Below are 19,102 nucleotides of genomic sequence, written 5' to 3'. Positions count from 1 at the left end.
CAGGTTTTTTTATTTAAGGCTATTGATTGATGAGTTTAGCGATAAAGAAACCGCTTCAGCCACTTTAATGCCATCCACAGCCGCTGACAAAATACCGCCAGCATAACCAGCACCTTCACCACAGGGAAACAAGCCTTTGGTGTTGATGCTTTGTAGCGTTTCATCGTCACGCTTGATGCGTATCGGGCTGGAAGTACGTGTTTCCACACCGGTTAAAATACCATCTGCCAAATCAAAATTGGGGATCTGCTTGGCAAACGCCGGAATTGCTTCGCGGATAGCGTTAATCGCAAATTCTGGCAAGGCGGATTCAAGGTTAGTCAGATGCACGCCAGGCGTATAGGAAGGCGTGACTTCACCAAACTCGGTAGAAGGCCGATTTGCCAGAAAGTCACCAATCAATTGCCCCGGCGCCGCGTAGTTGCTACCGCCTAATACAAACGCATGACTTTCGAGTTGACGCTGTAACTCAATGCCTGCCAATGGATGGTCGGGGTAATCTACTTCCGGCGTGATGCCGACCACAATACCCGCATTGGCATTGCGCTCGTTACGGCTGTATTGACTCATGCCGTTGGTCACCACTCGGTTAGGCTCAGACGTGGCGGCGACTACAGTTCCCCCTGGGCACATACAGAAGCTGTACACACTACGGCCATTCTTCGCATGATGTACCAGTTTGTAATCAGCTGCACCCAGTTTTTGCAGGATGTCATCGCTGTAACTTTTGCCATAGCGTGCACGGTCTACCAGGCTTTGCGGATGCTCAATACGGAAGCCGATTGAAAACGGTTTTGCTTCGACAAAAATGCCTTTGTTGTAGACCATTTCAAAAGTATCCCGGGCACTGTGGCCGACGGCCAGTACCAGATGGCGGGTAGGTAAATATTCGCCTGTTTGCAAGAAAACACCCTGCACTTGCTGGTCCTGCACATCAATCTCGGTGACGCGGTGATCGAAACGGATTTCGCCGCCCAGGCTGATAATGGTGCTACGCATTTCCTCGACCATACTGACCAGCTTGAACGTACCGATATGCGGATGGCTGATATATAAAATTTCTTCCGGCGCGCCAGCTTTGACAAATTCCTGCAATACCTTGCGGCCGTAATGTTTGGGGTCTTTAATCTGGCTATACAGTTTGCCGTCGGAGAAAGTGCCCGCGCCACCTTCACCAAACTGCACGTTGGATTCAGGATTCAATTTGCCTTTACGCCATAATCCCCAGGTGTCTTTGGTCCGCTCACGTACCTCTTTGCCACGCTCCAGCACGATAGGCTTAAAACCGGCTTGCGCCAATATCAGGGCTGCAAAAATACCTGCCGGGCCAAAGCCGACTACGACAGGCCTGTGTTCCGAAGCCTGCGTATTGGTGGCAACGAATTTATAGCTGGTATCTGGCGCAGGTTTGATATGGGGATCTTTTTTAAACCTGGCAAGAATCTGAGACTCGTTTTTGACCTCGATATCGATGTTGTACACATAAAGAATGGCATGTGATTTACGCGCATCCACCCCGCGCTTGAAAATTTCAAAATGGATCAAATCGCTCTCAGGAATTTCCAGCCGCTTGAGGATAGCAGCCCTGATTTTATCGTCTTGATGCTTAAGCGTCTCCGCTTGTACTAATGGAAGCTTGATTTCAGTAATTCGTAGCATAAATATCTCATGGATAGTGGTTATCTATCAAAAACGTATTTTATTACATCCAGTCTTAGCGTATGGTAGATTTTTATATCGGTTCTATTTAATTAGTGTCGAATTTGGTCGTTAGAGGAATTATGTTTAACTACAAGCGCCAAATACTTACCCCGTTAATCATTGCCGCAACTATTCTGTGCGTCTCAATGATATGGTTATTTATCGCTATGTATCAGCTGGTGGCCTTTTCGGAGCAAAAAGATTCGGTAGACCGGCAGCGCTATGACGTGGCTGCACTTGGTAAAGCCATCACCAACGCTGAAAGCGGCCAGCGCGGCTATTTGCTGACCGGGCATACCTTGTTCCTCGATACGATGGAGCAGGGCCGTACAGACACACGTAGAATGCTTGCCAGCCTGGATAGACGTGTAGCCTCTGTGGGTGAAGTTCGCCCCGAACTGGAAACGGTTAAACAATTAGTGAATCGAAAATTTGATGCCATGGATATCAGCATCCAGGTGCAAATGCGCGCCGGTTCCTATGCCTCACACCTCACCCTGAGTAAAGATAAAAGCCGAGAGTTGATGAAGCTGATTGATGATCGCTTGGGTGAGATGGATAGCAAGCTTGAGCATTTGCGGGCGGATTACGAAAAAGAAATACGCCAGCGCGTGATCCAGGCGGTAATCGGCGCTATTTTGCTGTGTATGCTGATTATCGGCGTGTTGCTGTTTTCGTACCGCAGTACCACCGATTTGTTAGGCAAGATGCTGGAAACCCAGGCGGTCACCGAGCAGTTAAGCCATCAGGTTGACCATGATCTGCTGACCGGTTTGCCAAACCGGCGTAGTGTGGATGAGCATTTGGAAAGTGTTTTCCAGCGGTCAAAACACACTTCAAAACCGTTTGCCATCTTCTTTATGGATTTAGATGGATTCAAGCAGGTGAATGACCAGTATGGTCATGAAATTGGCGATGCACTGCTGATTGAAGTGTCTCATATGTTCCAGAAAGTGCTCCGGCAAACAGACTTTCTTGCCCGCCAGGGTGGTGATGAGTTTGTGCTGGTGGTGGGCAGTTATATGCATCGCATGGAGTTAGTGCAACTCGCGCAACGATTGATACAGTTATTTTCGCGCCCGGTGATTGTCAGAACCATGGCACTTAATATTGGCGTCAGTATAGGCGTTGCCGAGTATCCGCGGCATGGCAAACAAGTGAAACAGCTATTACATGCGGCCGATAAGGCGATGTATGTATCGAAGAAAAACGGTAAAAATTCTTACAGTTTTGATGGTGAATAGTGCATTAATTTGCCAGTTCAAGTTGCAGCATGTTTTTTAGCAAAGGCACTGTCACCGGCTTTTTAGTCGTCAGTGACCATTCATCCAGCGCATCAAGTACTGCCACTAGTGTCGGTAAGTCGCGGCGTAAGTATTTCAGGCAGTAAGCGATCACTTCATCGGGTAATTTCATTCCACGGTCACGCGCATGCGCACGCAGAGCATCGGCTTTTTCGTTATCACTCAATGGCTGTAACTGGTAGACCAATCCCCACGCTAAACGGGTAGCCAAATCATCCCGCAAACCCATTTGCGTGGGTGCATGGTTGCCGGCGGTCACCAATACACCGCCCTCGGCTTTGATTTGGTTAAAGGTATCAAACAGGATGATTTGTGATTCTTCATCCAGGGTATGCACATCATCGGCGATATGCGCACCCATGGCCTGGGCTGCCAGTAGCAAGTGCGTTTTACCACTGCCCGCAACACCCCATAGATATACAAAAGGTGAAGGCGCATGCCCGGCCAGTGCTGCTTGCAGGCTGCTGAGCGCTTCCTGGTTCTGGCCGACAATAAAATTGCCAAACCCCGGTGCGGCCGGGGGTTGGATATTCAGTAATAATTGTTTCACAGCGAATGCTTAAAAATTAAAATGTCAGTCATCCGATAGGTGAATTACTGATGCCTGGCTGTGCAGGTAAGTGTCGCTACGCAAGTAACTATTTTTGACGTAACGTAAACCGACGGCAATGGCAGCGCTGACCGGCAACGCCAGCAACACCCCGGCAAAACCAAATAATTGCCCGCCCGCCATTAAAGCCAAAATCACCAGTACCGGATGCAGGCCGATACGGTCACCGACCAAGATAGGTGTCAGGAAAAAGCTTTCTACAAACTGGCCGACGCCAAACACCAGTAGCACTGGAACCACTTCTGGCAGTGAGGCGAATTGTAATAATGCCAGGATCATGGCCAAAATAAACGCCAAGGCAAAACCGAGATAAGGTACAAAACTGAGTAAGCCGGCAATCATGCCGATAGACAGTGCCATATCGAGGCCAACCAGCCATAAGCCAACACTGTAAAACACGCAAAGCGACAGCATCACTGATAACTGCCCGCGGAGAAATTCGGCCACTACACTGTCTATATCCTTGACGATTTTTTTGACACGGCCTATCAGGTCGCGTGGAATCAGCTCACCAATTTTGGTCATCATATCGTCCCAGTCGCGCAAAAAATAAAACAGCACCACGGGCAGCAAGAGTATGTTGGCGAGCATGCCAATCAGGTTCAGGCCTTTTTGACCGGCACTCAATAATACGCTGCCAACAAAGCTGCTCGCTGATTGCCAGTGCTCGGTCAACAGTTTTTGTATATAGGCCGGGTTCACATTGAAACGAATGCCAAAATGCTGCAGCAGCCAGGGCTCCACCTGCTGGTGAAAATGATCCACCACTGCCGGCAAGCGTTGCACAATGAGCATTGATTGTTGTTGCAACAGCGGGAGAATAATCAGCATCAAACCAATCAGCGCCAGAATCACGCCAGCCATCACTAGCAAAGTCGCCAGGGTGCGGCCAACTTTCCATTGACGGTATCCGGCTTCACTGAGCCGGTCTACCAGCGGGTCCAGCATGTAGGCAATCACCATGGCTGCCAGAAAGGGCGTCAGCACAGGTTCCAGCAAATAAAACAGATAGATGAAAAGCGCAGCCACGATCCACCAGCGATTTTCGCTGACAAACTGAGTCACACTGGACGTTTGATACTCGTGATCTGACATGGGCGCCTGTAATGCATACACTCAATCCGGCATAGGTCGAACTGGCAAGATGCGTTAAAATAATGATTATTCTTAAAATTATACTGAATTTCGTGGATGTAACACGCTTTGTTGCAATATCCATGAATTTATATTGAATTAAATATTCATAGCATAGAAAGAAACGAGAGTACTTTGACGACTTCTTCTGATAAAACTTCAGTCACTTACCGCGACGCCGGTGTGGATATGGAAGCTGGTGATGCGCTGGTCGAGCAGATTAAGCCATTTGCCAAACGCACCATGCGCCCGGAAGTCATGGGTGGCATTGGCGGCTTTGGTTCATTGTTCGCCATGCCGAAAAAATTCAAGGAGCCCATTCTGGTTTCCGGTACTGACGGTGTAGGTACTAAACTCAAACTGGCATTCCAACTCGACAAGCATGACACCGTAGGTATCGATCTGGTAGCCATGAGTGTGAATGACATTCTGGTGCAGGGCGCCGAGCCGCTCTTTTTCCTCGATTATTTTGCCTGTGGCAAACTGGAAGTTGGCACGGCCGCCGCTGTGATTAAAGGGATTGCCCAAGGTTGTGAAGAATCCGGCTGTGCATTGGTCGGTGGTGAAACTGCCGAAATGCCTGGCATGTATCCGGCGGGTGAATATGACCTGGCAGGGTTTGCGGTTGGTTGTGTAGATAAAGCCAATATCATTGATGGTTCTACCATCAAAGCAGGTGATGTGATTTTGGGCCTGGCTTCCAGCGGCGCGCATTCCAATGGCTACTCTCTGATCCGAAAACTGATTGAACAATCTGGCATTGATATGGAATCAGACTTCCATGGCCGTAAATTCAAAGATGTAGTGATGGCGCCAACCAGGCTGTATGTGAAATCCGTGCTCAAATTGCTGGAAACCTTGCCGGTCAAAGGCATGGCGCATATCACCGGCGGTGGCATTACTGAAAATATTCCACGCGTGTTACCTGAAGGTCTGACGGCAGAAGTGCAAAAATCGAGCTGGACATTGCCACCGCTGTTCCAATGGTTGCAGGCTCAGGGCAATATCGCTTCGGTGGAAATGTACCGTACCTTTAACTGTGGTATTGGTATGGCCATCATCGTTGCTGCCGAACATGCCGAGCAGGCACAAACCGTATTGGCTGGTTCAGGTGAAACGGTATACCGCATTGGCCAGATTCGTACGCAACAGGCTGGCGAAGCGCCGACTGTGGTGGTGTAATGAATCCGATTCGCTTACAGCATAGGGTCGTCAGCGGGCTGGCGGTACTATTGTTTGTTGCTTCCGCGAATTTAGCGGCAGCGCCCAAGCAGCTCACCCTGAAGTATGACCTGCTTCAGCAAGGCGTCACCATAGGTAGTGTCAAAGACCAACTGACGGTGACCGGTAATAAATACCAGATCGACTCGCTGGCCGAAGGTAAAGGTATTTACAAGCTGATGGGTGAGCGCACACTCTCAAGCCAGGGCGATGTGGCCCAAAATACGTTACGCCCTGCACATTTTGAATCCCGTCAATCCAAACATCCTGATAAAGCCTTGATAAGTGATTTTGACTGGGGCAAAAAAGTACTCAATATGCAGGTGAAAGGCGAACAGGAAACGGAGAAGCTGGAGAAAGGTACCCAGGATTTATTAAGCATATTGTATTGCTGGATGTGGCAACCGCCAAAAGGCAAGCAGGTGAAGTTGCTGATCAATAATGGTAAGAAACTATCGCCACACACATTTGTAGTAAGTGAAGAAAAGACACCGTTGGAAACCGAGGCGGGTACATTTAATGTGATCAAGCTGGAAGACAGCGAGGGTGAAAAAACGCTTTATCTGGCCAAGGACAAAGGTTATCTCCCTGTGAAGTTAGTCGTGCAGGATGATGGTAAACGCATGGAACAAGTGATCACCAGCATCACTGGCCAATAACGGGTATTCTCCACATCGGGAAAGCGCGTGATTAACACACAAGGCCTGCGAAAATGGATACGGCAACACGTTTCCTGGCGATTAGGGTTGGCGTTATGCGTATCCTTGCTTGTGCATGTGCTGCTTGTGAAGGAGGTTGCCTGGCAAAGCTGGTTTTCAGGCGAAGAGCCGCCACCAACCTTGTTAAGTGCGCAGCTTGAAGCCGCGCCAGTCAAGCCGCCGGTCAAAGCACCAGTCAAAGCTGTAGCCAAAGAAAAGCCACCGGTAACCAAGTCTGAACCAGCGCCAAAAGCTATTCCAGTTGAAGATCCACCAGAACTTGTGGCCGAATCTCCTGTTGCATCGCAACCCGCAGAAATGAGCGAACAGGACACAGCGCAGGCAGAAATTGCCGCCTGGCATGAAACTGACAGTGCCATCGTAGAGCAGGATGCGGCGCTACCGCCGCCTTATCAGCGGGTAAGTACTGAGTACGCGGTGTTTGTAAATGGCGAAAAGCAGCCTGCGGGCAGCGCAAAAATAGATTATGCGCAGGAGCCATCCGGCCAATACAGCCTCCGCTGGGTGGTTGAAGGGCGTGGTCTGTTAAAATTGCTCTACCCGACGCTTGAGCAACAAAGCCGCGGTGACATTGGCCCACATGGATTAAAACCGCATTTTTACCGTTATGCGTTTGGCAGCAAGGCGGACAAAATATATGAAGCGACTCTGGATTGGGAAACCAATTTTATCACCCTGAAAACGTCCAAGGGCGAGCAACGGCTGGACCTGCCTCGTAACACGCAGGATATCCTCAGCTTTATGTACCAGTTTATGTTTGTGCCGCCATTGCAGGAAATGCATATTGCACTCACCAACGGGCGACGCCTGAATACCTACCAATACGAGTTTGAGGGTGAAGATTCGATGGTGATCGCTGACCAGGCCATTCAAACGGTACACATAGCGCATACCCGTGGCGAGACCGACGAAAAAATTGAATTATGGCTGGCGAGCGATTACCGCTATGTGCCAGTCAAGATCAGAAAACAGGAAAAAAACGGTATGGTGATTGAGCAAGTCGCCACACGGTTGATCACTGAATAACGCAAGACGTAACATATTTGAAAGACATTTATGAATTCCACCCTTATGCGCCAAACGGCGGCTTTATTAAACGACATCCTGCAGTTCGAAAGCCCGGCCGATGGCAAACTCAGTGAGTTTTTTCGCCAGCATAGGGAGCTGGGCACTAAAGAGCGTGCCTGGATCGCTGAAACCGCCTATGGTGTATTGCGTCGCTATCGCTACTTGCGCGAAATCAGCATCACAGAGCCTGATGAACAGGAAGACACGCGTAAACTGATTCTGGCCTATTTGATCAAGATCGAAGGCAAAAGCATACGCGACCTCGACGAGATGCTAGACGAGCGCCAAAAAGAATGGGCCGTGCAAATTAAAAGCAAAACCAGCGAAGGGTTTGCGCCCGCCATTCTGGCCGATGTACGTGACTGGTTCTGGGACAAACTGGTGGCGCAATACGGCGAAGCCGAAGCCATGACCATCTGCCGCAGCATGTTTGAACAAGCCAGCCTCGACCTGCGCGTCAATACCATCAAAGCTACCCGCGAAGAAGTGCTTGCTCGCATGCTGGCTGAAAATACCGTTAAAGATAATGTGATTACTACCACGCCCTATTCGCCAGTCGGTATCCGCATGGGCTCACGCCTGAATATCGGCAAACACATCCTGTTTACCGAAGGCAAGATTGAGGTGCAGGATGAAGGCAGCCAATTGCTGAGTTACCTGGTTGCCCCAAAACGCGGGCAAATGGTGGCTGATTTATGCGCAGGCGCTGGTGGCAAAACGCTTGCGCTAGGCGCATTGATGAAAAACACCGGTCGCTTGTACGCGTTCGATGTTTCTGAAAAACGCTTGAATAATTTAGGCCATCGCTTGAAACGCAGTGGATTATCCAACCTGCAGGCGCAGCTGATCAACAACGAAAATGATTTAAAACTCAAACGCCTGAACGGCAAGTTTGACCGTGTGCTGGTGGATGCGCCATGTAGCGGCTTGGGGACTTTACGCCGCAATCCGGATCTGAAGTGGCGCCAAACCGAGCAGGACGTAGCCGAGTTAAATGTAAAACAAACCAATATTCTGGCGCGTGCAGCCAAACTGTGCAAAACCGGTGGCCGCGTGATTTATGCGACGTGTAGCCTGTTGCGTGATGAAAACGAGTCGATCGCCGAAGCATTTCTCCAAGCGCATCCAGACTTTAAGTTGATCCCTGCCAGTGAAGTGTTTGCACAGCAAAACATTGATCTGGATACTGGCGAATACCTGAAACAATTGCCGCATTTGCATGGGACCGATGGCTTTTTTGCGGCGGTATTTGAGAAGGCTGGTCAAACAACCGAGGTCGCAAAGGATTCTTGATTAGAAAACACTATAAGCTGCTGAGGCATCAATCAGATGGGCTTAGCAGCTAACTTTGTCCCAGTAGATTAGAGGCAGCAATCAATCAGCAATAGACGACTGGGACATGTCAACACTACTTTTTTGAGTTATTCTTAATCCACGATTGATTAATTCTTAAAGCATAGAAATGACAAAACTGACTCTGAATCTGCAAATACTCATCGCTGCGGTGCTGGGTATTGCCGGGGGGTGGGCGATGCATGGCTTGCCCGCACATTCAGAAACACTAATGTGGAGTCTTTACGCCACCAATCTGGTCGGTACGCTGTTTATAGACTTACTCAAAATGGTGATGATCCCGCTGGTATTTTGCGCCATCGTAACCGGGATTGCCAATCTGCGGCAGCATAGTCAGATTAACCTGGTGTGGAAAACCACTCTCCTCTTCTTTGCCACCACAACGATCATTGCAGTGGTCATCGGTATTAGTGCCAGCCAGATTTTCAAACCGGGCGAAGGCTTGCATCTGGCCATGTTTGCCGATGCAATGCAGCAGTTTGAATCCAGGCAAATGACCTTGCCCGAGTTTTTCACCCAGTTTCTGCATGGCATTTTCATGAACCCTTTCAAAGCGCTGGCTGATGGCAATATTCTCGCTATCGTCGCTTACGCATTGTTGCTGGGTATTGCGCTGGTGATGGCTTCAGACCGCTATCCGCAATTGCTGGGTTTGTTTGAAGAAGGCATGCGTTTATCCATGCAAATGATAGGCTGGATCATGCGCCTGGCACCGTTCGGGATTGGTGCCTTGCTGTTCAAGCTGGTAGCCACACAGGATTTGAGCCTGTTTACCACCTTGGCCAAGTTTATGCTGGTGGTCACCGGTACGACTTTGCTGCATGGGCTGGTCGTGTTGCCTGCTTTATTATTCCTGATCACCCGCAAGCGGCCTTGGTGGTTTTTGCGCAATGCCAAAGAAGCTTTGATCACTGCTTTTGCGACCAGCTCGAGCAATGCCACCATGCCGGTGACCATGCGCTGCGCCACGCAAAATATGCAGGTGAAACCTGAGATTGCCGGGTTCGTCGTGCCGCTAGGGGCAACAGTGAATATGGATGGCACCGCCTTGTACGAAGCCGCTGCTGCCTTGTTTGTCGCGCAACTGGCAGGGATCGACTTGTCGCTTGGTCAGCAACTGGTGGTGTGTTTCACTACCATGATTGCAGCTATGGGCGCGCCTGGCATCCCCAGTGCCGGGATGGTCACCATGGTGATGGTATTGCAAAGTGTAGGCTTGCCCGCGGAAGCGATTGCGATATTATTGCCCATAGACCGCTTGCTCGATACGGTCAGAACCGCTGTTAACGTGGAAGGCGATATGATAGGCAGCCTGGTGGTACAACACGTGACTGAATCCCATTCTTCGAGCTAAACCATCCATGTTAGAACAACGCATAGCCCAGGTTTCAGATACCCCCGTCATTTGCGCATTGGTCAATGCCGCTTATCGCGGAGAGACTAGTCGCGCTGGATGGACTACAGAAGCCGATTTACTCTCCGGTGTGCGCACCAGTGAACGCACCATCCAGGCGCTGATTGAAAGCGAGGATGCCTGTATTTTGCTAGGTGAAGAAGCTGGTGGGGTAGTGGCTGCCTGTATTTGCCTGGAGAGGCATGCGGATTCCGCGGAGATGGTGCACTTAGGTATGATTGCTGTTTCGCCTTTATTGCAGAATCGTGGGTATGGGAAAATCATGATACTGGCAGCGGAAAAGCTGGCAAAAGCACAGTGGGAGGCACAGCGGGCGGAAATGATGGTGATTAGCCTGCGGAAGGAGTTGATTGAATTTTATCAGCGGCTGGGATACCAGGCGACTGGGGAGACGGTGCCGTTTCCGCATCAGCCGGATATGTGGCAAGCGCAGGTGGAGAATATGCAGTTGATTGTTTTGCAGAAGGTGTTGTGAATTATGAACCTGCCTGTAAATTGAATGCTTTTCGATGCTTAGTCATCGAAGGTTACTTTTAAAACACCACTCATCTCAGAAAGTAAGGAGCCCTGCAAGGGAGGGTCTAGGTAAAAGTTAATGCTGAGCTTAGTTTCAAAAGGAATAAGCTCGTACTTTCTGGAAGTTCTAGTAAGTAATCCTCGAATATTCACCATAAACCAAAGCTTGCACGACTAGCTGGATGGTGTAATCCGCTGCCAATTGAAAAAAGGACCGGGGTCGGTTTTACGCCCTGGCGCAATCTCTGAATGGCCAACGATATGCTGGATTGGGTAACGTTTTTTTAATGCGTCAATCAGCGCTTGCAAGGTCAGATACTGCGCGTCTTCAAATGCGCATTCGTCACTGCCTTCAAGCTCTATACCAATAGAGAAATCATTACAGCGCTCTCTGTCCTCCCATGAGGAAACGCCTGCATGCCAGGCGCGTTGCGCGCAGCTGGCGAATTGTATTAATTCACCTTCACGGCGGATCAGGAAATGCGACGACACTCTCAGATGCGCAATCTCTGCATAGTACGGATGCTCATTGGCATCCAGCTGGTTGGTAAATAGCTGGATAATTCCCGGGCCGCCAAATTCGTTTGGAGGCAGACTGATGTTATGGATGACAATCATGTCTATGCTGGTACCAGCAGGACGCTCATCCGTATTGGGTGAGTTTATGATGAGGCATGGGCTGGCCATGCCTTGGGTATCAATTTCTATGAAGGAGGAAAGCGCAGGCAACATGCCAACATTGTAGGTGAATTTGTACGAATTGCGTTATGATTCCGCCCGCAACCACAAGTTTGTCATTCCATGCCGCATTGGCGGAGGCTGCATGGAAACTGATTGCCGCCAGGACAGGAACGAGCATGGTTTTCTTACAGTTGTTATTAATGTTGGTGGTGATACTGATTGCCGCAGAAGTGTTTACCAATGCACTGGAGCATTTGGGTGAACGCCTTGGTATTTCAGAAGGTGTGACCGGCTCTATTTTTGCTGCAGTTGGCACGGCTCTTCCTGAAACATTGGTGCCCCTGCTGGCCATTTTCTCTTACACCTCCTCAACGGGCGATAGCCATGCCGGTCATGATATCGGCATAGGCGCAATTCTGGGCGCTCCACTCATGCTGGGTACACTCTCAATCAGCTTGATGGCTTTGTCGGTCTGGAAAAGACGCGGCAGCACTGGCCATATTCGCCCTGAGCGTACAGGCCTGGTCCGTGACCTGAATTTCTTTATCCTGGCATTTATATTCGCGACCATTGCCATGTTCGTGCCGCATACGGAAGCGATTGTGCGTTATGCGATCAGCATACTGATGGTGCTAATCTATTTTGTTTATGTGTTGATGACCATTAAAGCCTCTAGAGGGTTGGTCGAGGAAGGCCACGCTACCGAGGCTGAAGACATCATGATGCTGTCCAAGCTTGGCCTGCCAACCAATATTGTAACTATCGTAGTACAGTTGCTGATTGGGTTGGGATTGCTGATTGCGGGTGCCAAAGGCTTTATCAATGAAGTGGAAACCGCAGCAGCGATTCTTGGTGTATCAGCGCTGTTGTTGTCACTACTGGTTATCCCGATTGCCACCGAACTACCGGAAAAAGTAAACAGCATTATTTGGATACGCAAAGGTAAAGATACACTGGCGTTCGGTAATATTACCGGCGCCATGGTGTTTCAAGGCACCTTGTTGCCCGCAATCGGTATTATGCTGACAGATTGGGCGCCACGGCAGGAAGTCGCTTTGGGGATTTTGATCACACTGCTGGCGGCGGTTTGGTTACGTTACCGGGTTGCCAAAGGTGGTTTGCTGGTATGGCACTTGTTGGTCAATGGTCTGTTCTATTTAATTTACCTGGCGATTGTTCTGAATTAAGACCATGTTTTACAAAAGATTAAGGCCCTGTGAAGGGCCTTAATCTTTTTAAACGGCTAATTATTTACCAGTCTCAACTTCGGCTTAAATCTTAATCTTCTTCATTTTCTACGTCTTCAATATCCTGTTCTTTAGATAAACCAAGTTTGGATAATCGATAACGTAAAGTACGGAAACTGATACCCAGCAATTTGGCAGCAGCCGTTTTGTTATTATTAGTTTTTTCAAGTGCCTGCAAGATGGTGCGCTTTTCAATATCTTCGAGATAATCTGACAAGCTGACATCCATAGGCAGCATGGTGTTACCTGCATTGGCTGGTTTAATCGCGCTGTCACCAGCTAATACTGCCTCCGTGCGTGGAGAATGGTATATAGACGAATCGACATTTTCTTCGGCAGCAGCGGGCGAGTGCCATGGCAACACTGGTTTGTCACTTAACACTACCGGTGGCATGTCCTCCAGCGATAAATCCTCAATCGCGATGGTAAGTCCATCACATAATGCCAGCGCGCGTTCCAGCATGTTTTCCAGCTCACGTACATTGCCATGAAACTGTAACTGCTGGATATACACTTTGGCTTCAGGCGCAATACCGGGTTTGCTGATATTCTGGTTCTGGCAGAGTTTAGCTAACAAGCGTTCAGTGAGTTCCGGAATATCCTCCGGCCGTTCGCGCAGGGATGGCATTTTGAGTTGAATCACATTCAGGCGGTAATACAGGTCTTGCCTGAATTCGCCTTTTTCCATCATGGCGTTCAGGTTTTTGTGGGTGGCAGAAATGATGCGCACATCAACCGTTTCTTCAATGGTGCTGCCAACTACACGTACTTTTTTCTCCTGGATTGCCCGCAATAATTTTACCTGCATGGCTAGCGGCAAATCAGCCACTTCATCCAGGAATAAAGTACCGCCATTGGCGGCTTGAAACAGGCCTTGTGTATCCTGTATGGCGCCGGTAAATGCCCCTTTTTTATAGCCGAAAAATTCGCTTTCCATCAGGTTTTCCGGGATGGCGCCGCAGTTGACGGCAATAAAGGCCTGGTCCTTGCGCGAGCTGTTCTGGTGGATAAGTCTGGCCGCCAGTTCCTTGCCGCTGCCGGATTCGCCACTGATGTAGACAGGCGCCTGGCTACGCGCCAGTTTCGCAATCATCGTACGCACATAGCTCATGGCCGGAGATGCACCAATCAGGTCTACGGTATTGGCACCATTCGATTCTTTTTGCGAAGAAAGCTTAAGTGCAGATTCCACCAATGGGCGTAATTGTTTCAGTGAGATCGGTTTGGTAATGTAGTCAAATGCACCGGCTTTTAATGCCGAAACTGCATTCTCGGCACTACCATAAGCGGTGATCACCGCCACCGGTAACCCCGGGAATTGTGCATTGATATGCTGCACCAGTTCCAGCCCCAATCCATCCGGTAAACGCATATCAGTCAGGCATAAGTCATAGCTGAAGGAGTGCAGCATGTGTTTGGCGTCAGTGACATTGCTCGCGCTCTCGGCCTGTATGCCCATGCGCTCAAGGGTCAACACGACTAATTCACGGATATCGGTTTCGTCATCGACTACCAGACAGCGATAGGAGTTTGCCATTTAAACGATTACCTTCTTAATAGTCAGTGAAAATTGAGTGCCGGTTGTATTACTTGAATAATCTAGTTTGGCGCCATTTGCTTCTGCAAGTTCACGCGCTATAAATAATCCCAGGCCGGTACCGGTTTTTTCCGTGGTCATAAACGGCTCGAACAAATGCGGCTGGATTTTTGGATCGATGCCGCTGCCATCATCTTTAATCAACACATGAATGAACTGGCCGCTTTTATCTCCAGTGACTTTGAGTTGCAGGCTACGTGGCTGTTGCTTGCTATGACGCCATCCATTTTTACATAAATTCCATAATATCTGATTGATATGTCTGCGATCAAACATCACCATGCCGTGTTTTTCCGGAATGCTGAGCGTGAAGGCGGCAGGGTCAATTTTTTCCACGGCACAAAACTGCTGGTAAAACTCCTGCATAAAGTTTTTGATGTTGAATTGTTCCTGGTTGGTTCTGTCACGACGATTCAGTTCCAGTACATCTTTAATGATTTGGTCCAGGCGCTGCACATTATCCGAAATGATTTGTAGCATGCGCTCTGTGCCAGGATCAACCGAATCTTCCTGCAATAGTTGGGTGGCATGGCTGATAGCACTTAAAGGGTTGCGGATTTCGTGCGCAATATTGGCGGTTAATCTGCCCAGGGCTGCCAGTTTGACCTGGTGTGCCTGGGTTTGGATTTGTGACCAGTCTTCAATAAAAATCACCACGCCATTGTCCATATTTTCCGAAATGGCATGAAAGCGGATGCCTAGGTCCCGATTATTAATCGTAAGTTTGGTGGCATCCTGTGATATCGGTCTGTTGGCTGGCGATGAGTGCAAAAGTTGAGTGATGGCAGGGGTCAGCATACTCAATGTTGCCTGCGATTTTACGATCTCCTGGCACTGGCTATCTTCCAGCCCGAGTAATTTGCAAGCCTGCAAGTTGTAATGTTTCAGGCGCTGATGCTGATCAATCACCAGCACGCCATTGGGCATTTCCTGCGTAATCAGCGCATTCGTCCGCGCCAGCTGTTCTATATCCTGCCCGCGTTCAGTGGCCAATTTTTCACTGCTCTGCATGCGTGAGGTCAGTGTTTGCGCCAGCCATGCCGTGGCAAAACAACTTAATGAAAGCAGCACAGAACTGCTGTAATCATTGTAACTACCATTTTGCAGGCTATGTTTTAATACCTGGTGGGTGTTTTCAAGCAGGATACCTATCGTGGCTATTGCTGCATAAAACATGGCAAAGCGGCCATCGCTGATAAGCCCGGCGAAGATAATATTAATGATGAGCAATAGACCGATACCACTTTGGCCATCCTGTAGAAAATGCATCATCACGACAATAAATACAATATCCAGGCTGGTTTGCAGTTTTAACGCGAGCCCGCTTTTAGACTGAAGATGCCTGAAACTGAGGCTGACGGTCAGTGCATAAAAGAAAAATACGACCAGTATCCAGAACACAAAAGCAGGAGCCTGAAAGGTGTGCTTGAAATACGGCCATAGCTGGCTGCCCAGCAACATGCCCGAAGCACACAGTCGATACAGGCTGTACAGTCTGAGATGCTGTAAGTCTGGTGCTTTTTCTGGCTGAGGCGTACTCATTGCTGCGACCATCGTGCAGTTTCCTGAAACCATGGTTTAACGATCAAGGCATGTGAGCGCATGCCTTCGTTTATAGGTAATTCTTTTTTGATTGTCATGAGGTGAGCCATACTTTTGCAGCCATCAAGCCTTATTCTATCAGTAATAAAATTAAAACTGATATACTCCAATCGACAGGGAGATAAACGATGCCTATTTCTTTGACCGCCAAAAAAATAATCATGAATGCGGCGAATAACGGGCATCGGCGAGTGGAAACTTTGATTATCTCGGGGATTAGGAACCGTAGTGGCGAGTGCGCAAGAAATATCGGATTTTTTACGTCAGATTGAAAAACGGGCGTTCAGGCAAACGGCTTATGCTGTGCGCGATGACCACGCCGCACTGGACATAGTCCAGGACGCGATGCTGAAATTGGCAGATAAATATGCCAACAAGCCCATTGCTGAATACCCCATGCTATTTCAACGCATTCTGCAAAACACTACCCGTGATTATTGGCGTCGGCAAAAAGTCCGCAATTTATGGACTTCTTTGTTTTCTTCCTTTGGTCCGCAGGATGATGAAGAGTTTGATCTGCTGGAAACAATAGATGTTGAAGGTGCCGACAATAATCCTGTAGACCAGCTCGAGCGCTCGCAAACCATGATTCTGATAGGAAAAGCGTTAGAAAAGTTACCAGCACGTCAACGAGAAGCATTCGTATTGCGTTATTGGGAAGAGTTGGATGTCGCCGAGACTGCGGAAGCCATGGGTTGTTCGCAAGGAAGTGTGAAAACGCATTGTTCCAGAGCGGTTAGCGCCATGTCCCAATTGTTGGAACAAGCTGGTCTCGGTGGTCAGAAGTTGCAAAAAAGAGGAGTAAAGTCATGAGCAATCAACGTCATCCGGAAGACGACTTGCCATTGCCTCTACGTGAATGTGTGGATTTATTGAAAAATGATGTTACGCCACTTTCCGTGGAGGTTGAGGCACGATTAACCAAAGCCAGGCAAGATGCCTTAAGGCGCTTTGCCGAAACCAAACAAACATCACCAATGATTGGCGATATCTTGTCCTGGGCGTCATTCGGCCACCCGCGCATGTTGGGTGCAGCCGCTTTATCTGTTTGTCTTGTAGTTACCGTGTTGTTGATATCTAACCAGCATAACGATGATGCTTTGTTACTGAGTGCAGATTTGCCGGTGGAAGCTTTTGTCGATAATGGGTTTGAGCCCTGGCACTATTCAGAACACATTTAAAGTAAAGCTTGGGTTATTAGGTTTAAATTAATGGAACAATGAGAAGTGATGCGAAATCATTCATTTATATTAGGGAGTGTGGTGTTGTCTTTGGGGGTCGCTGCGAGCGCACTTTTAGTGCAGGCTGGTGATCTCAATTCACGTCCGGCATTATTGGCAATGGCCGATATTGGCGCGATCAAGAATGATCTGTCGCCAGATGATCCTGCTGCCAATGTTACCTGGGCGCAATTAACTGATCAGCAACGCTTGGTGCTGGCACCTTTGAAAGGCGAATGGGATACCCTACGCCCATGGCAACGCGAAAAAATGCTGGATATTGCCCATCAATACCCGAAAATGGATGCCCAGAAACAACAGCGCGTTCAGAAGCAGCTAGTGAAGTGGAGTCGCATGACGCCTTATGAACGGGAAAATGCACGTAAGCGTTATCAGCAGTTCCAGAGTCTGAGCCCTGAGAAAAAAGAAGTGCTGCGTAAACAATGGAAAGAGCATCAGCGCAAAGCCGCAGCCAGCGAAGGGTATGACCCGGAGTTTGACGGCGCCGAGCCTAATTAAGGTTTGTGTATGACGTAAAAAAAGCCCACATTACTTGCGGGCTTTTTTGTTGCTTGTGCTTATGTAGTGACTACGATCAGCTCAGTTAGCTTCTTCCCCCAGCGTTTTGCTCATCGATAAGCCTGTCAGCACGATGTCGCCGCGACCATCATTATGCGAGGTTAATGTATTGGAGTTGTGCTCCATCCATTTTTTAATCCGTTTCGCATCACCGATACGCGTCAATTTGCCGACAGAATCCAGCAATACCAATATCAGCGGTTCACCTGCAATCGTTGCCTGCATCACCAAACAGCGGCCTGCTTCACTGATGTAGCCGGTTTTTGATAGCCCGATTTCCCAGCTGCTGCGTGAACTTTCCCTCACCAATGCGTTGGTGTTATGGAAATGCAGTGGTTGCCTTCTGTGTACATTCAAGTCGTAATCAGAAGTGGTCGTGATCTGGCGGATTGTCGGGTATTGATACGCTGCATGTACCATTCTTGCCAAGTCCATCGCGGTAGAAACGTTGTTGCTGTTCAGTCCTGTGGAGTCCTCGAAATGGGTATTCATCATGCCCAAACTTGCGGCTTTGGCATTCATATCCTGGATGAAACGCTGTTTTCCACCCGGATAATGTGTTGCCAACGCTGATGCGGCACGGTTTTCAGAAGCAATGAGTGCCAGGTTCAGCAAATCTTCCCTGGTCATGGTGGTGCCTACCGGCAAACGTGAAGAAGTACCTTTAAGGTAATCCACGTCCATTTCGGTAATCGAAACTTCTTCCGCCAGGTTAAGTTTCGCATCCAGAACGACCATCGCAGTCATCAGTTTAGTGACTGACGCTATCGGAGTAGGGGTGTCCAGGTTTTTGGAGTAAATAATTTCGTGCGTGTTCTGGTTCATCACCAGCGCTTTGGTCGAAGCAATTGCCAGATTGCTGTTGCTAGACTTGCCTGTGAAAGAATCAAACATCTCTGCATCAACAGCAGGTTTTGAAACTTTTCTTGCATGCGCCCTGACTTTGGCCGGACGCATCGCTCTGGTTTTGTTTGGATTAACGCGATATTCGGATGAAACGCGCGGGCTGTATTTCTTCTGGCTACTGGAAACCGATTGTTTTTTCGATGGGGATTTTGCAATCGCTTGGCCTGCTGGCGCAAATGCAATCGAACTCACCAGTAAAACTTTAAGACAATGCTTGAAAAAACTCATGA

Annotated in this window: 18 protein-coding genes; 11 read left to right on the top strand and 7 right to left on the bottom strand. The window is 48.8% G+C overall.

From position 1 onward, the window contains the following. Positions 1–9 precede the first annotated feature (9 nt). Positions 10–1,659 carry an NAD(P)/FAD-dependent oxidoreductase gene (locus LPA26_RS13170; protein ID WP_229008688.1) on the bottom strand — a complete coding sequence of 550 codons (1,650 nt, stop codon included), beginning with the start codon at positions 1,657–1,659 and terminating at the stop codon, positions 10–12. Positions 1,660–1,847: 188 nt separating this feature from the next. Here LPA26_RS13170 and LPA26_RS13165 point away from each other — a divergent pair, with 188 nt between their 5' ends. Beyond that, on the top strand, positions 1,848–2,945 hold the full coding sequence (locus LPA26_RS13165; protein ID WP_229008687.1) for a diguanylate cyclase domain-containing protein: 1,098 nt from the start codon (positions 1,848–1,850) through the stop codon (positions 2,943–2,945). A 4-nt stretch (positions 2,946–2,949) separates the two neighbouring features. On the opposite strand, the gene LPA26_RS13160 is transcribed toward LPA26_RS13165, so the two are convergent. After that, positions 2,950–3,555: a DnaA ATPase domain-containing protein gene (locus LPA26_RS13160; RefSeq protein WP_055828820.1), complete on the bottom strand. Its 606-nt coding sequence runs from the start codon at positions 3,553–3,555 to the stop codon at positions 2,950–2,952. Between the two features lie 24 nt (positions 3,556–3,579). After that, the gene (locus LPA26_RS13155) at positions 3,580–4,710 is read right to left on the bottom strand and encodes an AI-2E family transporter (RefSeq protein ID WP_055828816.1); all 1,131 of its coding nucleotides are present in this window, start codon (positions 4,708–4,710) and stop codon (positions 3,580–3,582) included. A 174-nt stretch (positions 4,711–4,884) separates the two neighbouring features. On the opposite strand from LPA26_RS13155, the gene purM reads away from it, so the two are divergent. The 6 genes from purM (at position 4,885) to LPA26_RS13125 (ending at position 10,999) form a co-directional block, all read left to right on the top strand. Then, a complete protein-coding gene (gene purM / locus LPA26_RS13150) occupies positions 4,885–5,931 on the top strand; it encodes a phosphoribosylformylglycinamidine cyclo-ligase (protein ID WP_055828814.1) in 1,047 nt (348 codons plus the stop codon). Beyond that, positions 5,931–6,629, top strand: coding sequence for a DUF3108 domain-containing protein (locus tag LPA26_RS13145; RefSeq protein WP_229008686.1), 699 nt, complete (start codon positions 5,931–5,933; stop codon positions 6,627–6,629). The genes purM and LPA26_RS13145 overlap by 1 nt, the downstream gene beginning before the upstream one ends. Positions 6,630–6,656: 27 nt before the next feature. Further along, complete coding sequence (locus LPA26_RS13140) at positions 6,657–7,715, top strand: DUF3108 domain-containing protein (RefSeq protein ID WP_229008685.1); 1,059 nt, start codon at positions 6,657–6,659, stop codon at positions 7,713–7,715. Between the two features lie 30 nt (positions 7,716–7,745). Next, the gene (locus tag LPA26_RS13135) at positions 7,746–9,050 is read left to right on the top strand and encodes an RsmB/NOP family class I SAM-dependent RNA methyltransferase (protein WP_229008684.1); all 1,305 of its coding nucleotides are present in this window, start codon (positions 7,746–7,748) and stop codon (positions 9,048–9,050) included. Positions 9,051–9,219: 169 nt separating this feature from the next. Then, positions 9,220–10,464 (top strand): dicarboxylate/amino acid:cation symporter, encoded by a 1,245-nt coding sequence (locus LPA26_RS13130; protein WP_229008683.1) that lies wholly within the window; start codon positions 9,220–9,222, stop codon positions 10,462–10,464. A gap of 7 nt (positions 10,465–10,471) precedes the next feature. After that, positions 10,472–10,999, top strand: a complete 528-nt coding sequence (locus tag LPA26_RS13125; RefSeq protein ID WP_229008682.1) for a GNAT family N-acetyltransferase — start codon at positions 10,472–10,474, stop codon at positions 10,997–10,999. Positions 11,000–11,214: 215 nt separating this feature from the next. Here the strand turns inward: LPA26_RS13125 and ampD are convergent, their stop codons facing one another. Next, a complete protein-coding gene (gene ampD / locus LPA26_RS13120) occupies positions 11,215–11,772 on the bottom strand; it encodes a 1,6-anhydro-N-acetylmuramyl-L-alanine amidase AmpD (protein WP_229008681.1) in 558 nt (185 codons plus the stop codon). A 125-nt stretch (positions 11,773–11,897) separates the two neighbouring features. Between ampD and LPA26_RS13115 the strand changes: the two genes are divergently transcribed. Then, entirely contained in the window at positions 11,898–12,908 is a 1,011-nt protein-coding gene (locus tag LPA26_RS13115) for a sodium:calcium antiporter (protein WP_055829177.1), read from the top strand. Between the two features lie 91 nt (positions 12,909–12,999). Here LPA26_RS13115 and LPA26_RS13110 read toward each other — a convergent pair whose 3' ends face one another. Continuing rightward, a complete protein-coding gene (locus LPA26_RS13110) occupies positions 13,000–14,505 on the bottom strand; it encodes a sigma-54 dependent transcriptional regulator (RefSeq protein ID WP_229008680.1) in 1,506 nt (501 codons plus the stop codon). Continuing rightward, positions 14,506–16,119: a PAS domain-containing sensor histidine kinase gene (locus LPA26_RS13105; RefSeq protein WP_229008679.1), complete on the bottom strand. Its 1,614-nt coding sequence runs from the start codon at positions 16,117–16,119 to the stop codon at positions 14,506–14,508. It lies immediately after the preceding gene. Between the two features lie 276 nt (positions 16,120–16,395). Between LPA26_RS13105 and LPA26_RS13100 the strand changes: the two genes are divergently transcribed. Genes LPA26_RS13100 through LPA26_RS13090 form a run of 3 tightly spaced genes read left to right on the top strand, consistent with a single transcriptional unit; the run spans position 16,396 to position 17,906 of the window. Beyond that, positions 16,396–16,980, top strand: coding sequence for an RNA polymerase sigma factor (locus LPA26_RS13100; RefSeq protein ID WP_229008678.1), 585 nt, complete (start codon positions 16,396–16,398; stop codon positions 16,978–16,980). Next, positions 16,977–17,348, top strand: a complete 372-nt coding sequence (locus tag LPA26_RS13095) for a DUF3619 family protein (protein WP_229008677.1) — start codon at positions 16,977–16,979, stop codon at positions 17,346–17,348. The genes LPA26_RS13100 and LPA26_RS13095 overlap by 4 nt, the downstream gene beginning before the upstream one ends. A gap of 48 nt (positions 17,349–17,396) precedes the next feature. Continuing rightward, on the top strand, positions 17,397–17,906 hold the full coding sequence (locus LPA26_RS13090) for a DUF3106 domain-containing protein (protein WP_370634375.1): 510 nt from the start codon (positions 17,397–17,399) through the stop codon (positions 17,904–17,906). Positions 17,907–17,987: 81 nt separating this feature from the next. On the opposite strand, the gene pbpG is transcribed toward LPA26_RS13090, so the two are convergent. Then, positions 17,988–19,064 carry a D-alanyl-D-alanine endopeptidase gene (gene pbpG / locus LPA26_RS13085; protein ID WP_229008756.1) on the bottom strand — a complete coding sequence of 359 codons (1,077 nt, stop codon included), beginning with the start codon at positions 19,062–19,064 and terminating at the stop codon, positions 17,988–17,990. Positions 19,065–19,102 lie beyond the last annotated feature (38 nt).

It is taken from the genome of Methylophilus sp. Leaf408, assembly GCF_916856905.1.
Lineage (GTDB): Bacteria > Pseudomonadota > Gammaproteobacteria > Burkholderiales > Methylophilaceae > Methylophilus.
The sequence above is the reverse complement of the archived record's forward strand: the minus strand, read 5'-3'. Positions and strand labels throughout refer to the sequence as shown.

Coding starts and splice junctions, on each gene's coding strand:
- LPA26_RS13125 (WP_229008682.1), top strand. CDS start 10,472: ATGTTAGAACAACGCATAGCCCAGGTTTCAGATACCCCCGTCATTTGC.
- LPA26_RS13165 (WP_229008687.1), top strand. CDS start 1,848: ATGATATGGTTATTTATCGCTATGTATCAGCTGGTGGCCTTTTCGGAG.
- LPA26_RS13135 (WP_229008684.1), top strand. CDS start 7,746: ATGAATTCCACCCTTATGCGCCAAACGGCGGCTTTATTAAACGACATC.
- LPA26_RS13095 (WP_229008677.1), top strand. CDS start 16,977: ATGAGCAATCAACGTCATCCGGAAGACGACTTGCCATTGCCTCTACGT.
- LPA26_RS13145 (WP_229008686.1), top strand. CDS start 5,931: ATGAATCCGATTCGCTTACAGCATAGGGTCGTCAGCGGGCTGGCGGTA.
- LPA26_RS13115 (WP_055829177.1), top strand. CDS start 11,898: ATGGTTTTCTTACAGTTGTTATTAATGTTGGTGGTGATACTGATTGCC.
- LPA26_RS13155 (WP_055828816.1), bottom strand. CDS start 4,710: ATGTCAGATCACGAGTATCAAACGTCCAGTGTGACTCAGTTTGTCAGC.
- LPA26_RS13110 (WP_229008680.1), bottom strand. CDS start 14,505: ATGGCAAACTCCTATCGCTGTCTGGTAGTCGATGACGAAACCGATATC.
- LPA26_RS13170 (WP_229008688.1), bottom strand. CDS start 1,659: ATGCTACGAATTACTGAAATCAAGCTTCCATTAGTACAAGCGGAGACG.
- LPA26_RS13090 (WP_370634375.1), top strand. CDS start 17,397: ATGCGAAATCATTCATTTATATTAGGGAGTGTGGTGTTGTCTTTGGGG.
- LPA26_RS13105 (WP_229008679.1), bottom strand. CDS start 16,119: ATGGTCGCAGCAATGAGTACGCCTCAGCCAGAAAAAGCACCAGACTTA.
- ampD (WP_229008681.1), bottom strand. CDS start 11,772: ATGTTGCCTGCGCTTTCCTCCTTCATAGAAATTGATACCCAAGGCATG.
- LPA26_RS13130 (WP_229008683.1), top strand. CDS start 9,220: ATGACAAAACTGACTCTGAATCTGCAAATACTCATCGCTGCGGTGCTG.